Source organism: Luteibacter sp. P4_E6 (assembly GCF_056401535.1).
The window spans coordinates 1-2,246 of sequence record NZ_JBFUJE010000597.1 but is presented as its reverse complement, the minus strand read 5'-3'; the positions used below and the strand labels follow the sequence as shown (position 1 = coordinate 2,246).

The window sequence follows — 2,246 nt, the reverse complement described above, 5'->3', positions numbered from 1 at the left end:
GGTACAAGCACCTTGCCGCCCAAGTCGCGATGGTTCCGAACAGCTTCGAGCGCACCTTGTTCGAATTCGCCACGCAGAACTGGCGTACGCACCAGCCCATCGACGACCGCGACCTTGCCTTACGCATGCGCACCGTGCAGGCCGCGGGTGCGTGGCACATCGGTTACTACCCGGACGACTTCCTCCACGACCATCCTGGCCTGGAAACCATCCGGCCTTTTATTTCGGCATCCGACTATCCCTATCCGGAGCCCATCCGATGAACGGCGGAATTCTCCACATACTGCTGGAATTCGCGTTCTTCTATCCGCTGGTGATGTCGCTGTTCTGGATGACCGGCGGCGTGATCTATTTCATGCGTTGGGAACGTAACGAGCCGGTACGCGTCAAACCGCCCGAGCTGCCGGAATACCCCATGGTCACCCTTGTGGTGCCTTGCCATAACGAAGGCGAGCAGGTACGCGAAACCATCGCCCACCTCGCTTCGCAGCAGTACCCGAACTTCGAAATCATCGCGATCAACGACGGTTCGACCGACGATACGGGTGCCCAGCTCGACCAGTTGCTCGACCAGTACCCGAAGCTGCGCGTCATCCACATGTCGAGCAACCAGGGCAAGGCCATGGGTCTGCGCGCCGCCGCCCTGGCGTCCAACGCGGACTTCCTGGTCTGTGTCGACGGCGATGCCCTGCTCGACGACTACGCCACTCACTGGCTGCTGTCGCACTTGCTCGATAGTCCCCGCGTCGCCGCGGTCACCGGCAATCCGCGCATCCGCAATCGCTCCACCCTGCTGGGCAAACTGCAGGTGGGCGAGTTCTCGTCCATCATCGGCCTGATCAAGCGTGCGCAGCGCGTCTATGGACGCATCTTCACGATCTCGGGCGTGATCGCCGCGTTCCGCAAGAGCGCGTTGCACGACGTCGGTTACTGGAACACCGACATGGTCACCGAGGATATCGACGTGAGCTGGCGGCTGCAGATGCGCCACTGGGAAATCCGCTACGAACCGAATGCCCTGTGCTGGATCCTCATGCCGGAGACGATCCGCGGCCTGTGGAAGCAGCGCCTGCGCTGGGCCCAGGGTGGCTCCGAAGTGCTGCTGCGTTACACGAAGAAGCTGTTCGCCTGGCGTCAGCGTCGCATGTGGCCGGTCGCCATCGAATACGTGATGAGCCTTGTCTGGTCGTACACCATGGCGATCATCGTCACGCTGTGGGTGCTCGGGCTGTTCATCGAGCTGCCGCCCTCGTTGTATATCGAAACGCTGCTGCCGCAGTGGCACGGTGTGGTGCTCGGCGCGATCTGCCTGCTGCAGTTTCTGATCAGCCTGCTGGTCGACCGTCGCTATGAAACGCGCATCGGCCGGAACTACTACTGGATGATCTGGTACCCGCTGGTGTACTGGATCCTTAACACGGCGACCTCCATCGTTGCGATGCCCAAAGCCTTGATGAAGCGCAAGGGCACGCGTGCGGTGTGGGTCAGCCCGGACCGGGGACTGCGATGAAAGCCGAAGCCATCCTGATCCAGCGCCCCGAGCGCCAGTCCTCGGTACAGAAAGCCGTGTTCAGCGTGGTCACCGTCATCGCGTGGCTGTTCTGGGCATTTCTCTGGCTGCCGCTGATCACCCTCGGTGCCTGGGCCTTCGGCGTGCGCAACGCCTGGTTGCAGCTCTACGTCCTGCAACCCTCCCACAAGGAAGGCGACCTCAATGTGGTGCTGATCGCCGCCGTCATCTGCGCGCTCATATTCACCACATGGTCGGGCTACAACCGTGCGCGGTTCTCCGGCAGACAGAAACGTCGTGGAAACGATCCTGTCGGCATTGAAGCGACGGCGCGCGTGATCGGCGCGAGCACCGAAGACGCCGTGAGTATCCAGGCGCACCGCCGTGCCGTGGTGAGTGTGAGTGACGCCGGCTACATGACGGTCGACGAAGTCCGCTAGACCAAGGCGAATACGCCAAACCCGGGATCGGAAGAAATCCACTCCCGGTCAACTCGCCAGCCACCGGCGGCGGCAAGGCGCGCAAACGACGCCGGTGTGAACTTGTGCGAGTTCTCCGTGTGGATGGACTCGCCGGCGGCGAAGCCGAAGCGTTGGCCTGCCACCGTCACCTGCTGCGCTACGCGGCTCACCAGGTGCATCTCGATGCGCTCACGTTCCGCGTTCCACACCGCGCGATGCTCGAAGGCCTGCGGATCGAAGTCCCCACCCAGCTCACGGTTGATGCGTACCAGCAC

4 protein-coding genes are annotated in these 2,246 nt (G+C 62.6%); 3 read left to right on the top strand and 1 reads right to left on the bottom strand.

From position 1 onward, the window contains the following. The 3 genes from AC1DT2_RS21265 to pgaD form a co-directional block, all read left to right on the top strand. Positions 1-263, top strand: a 263-nt coding sequence (locus AC1DT2_RS21265) for a poly-beta-1,6-N-acetyl-D-glucosamine N-deacetylase PgaB (protein ID WP_477298563.1), incomplete at its 5' end; no start/stop codon positions are given. Further along, complete coding sequence (gene pgaC, locus AC1DT2_RS21260) at positions 260-1,510, top strand: poly-beta-1,6-N-acetyl-D-glucosamine synthase (RefSeq protein WP_477298562.1); 1,251 nt, start codon at positions 260-262, stop codon at positions 1,508-1,510. The genes AC1DT2_RS21265 and pgaC, both read left to right, overlap by 4 nt. After that, entirely contained in the window at positions 1,507-1,950 is a 444-nt protein-coding gene (gene pgaD / locus AC1DT2_RS21255) for a poly-beta-1,6-N-acetyl-D-glucosamine biosynthesis protein PgaD (RefSeq protein ID WP_477298560.1), read from the top strand. The genes pgaC and pgaD overlap by 4 nt, the downstream gene beginning before the upstream one ends. On the opposite strand, the gene AC1DT2_RS21250 is transcribed toward pgaD, so the two are convergent. Beyond that, the coding region (locus tag AC1DT2_RS21250; protein ID WP_477298559.1) for an L-histidine N(alpha)-methyltransferase at positions 1,947-2,246 on the bottom strand (300 nt) is incomplete at its 5' end. The two genes, pgaD and AC1DT2_RS21250, sit on opposite strands and share 4 nt — an antisense overlap.

What these genes read in the sequence shown, in the direction of transcription:
- pgaC (WP_477298562.1), top strand. Translation starts at nt 260, where the DNA reads ATGAACGGCGGAATTCTCCACATACTGCTGGAATTCGCGTTCTTCTAT.
- pgaD (WP_477298560.1), top strand. Translation starts at nt 1,507, where the DNA reads ATGAAAGCCGAAGCCATCCTGATCCAGCGCCCCGAGCGCCAGTCCTCG.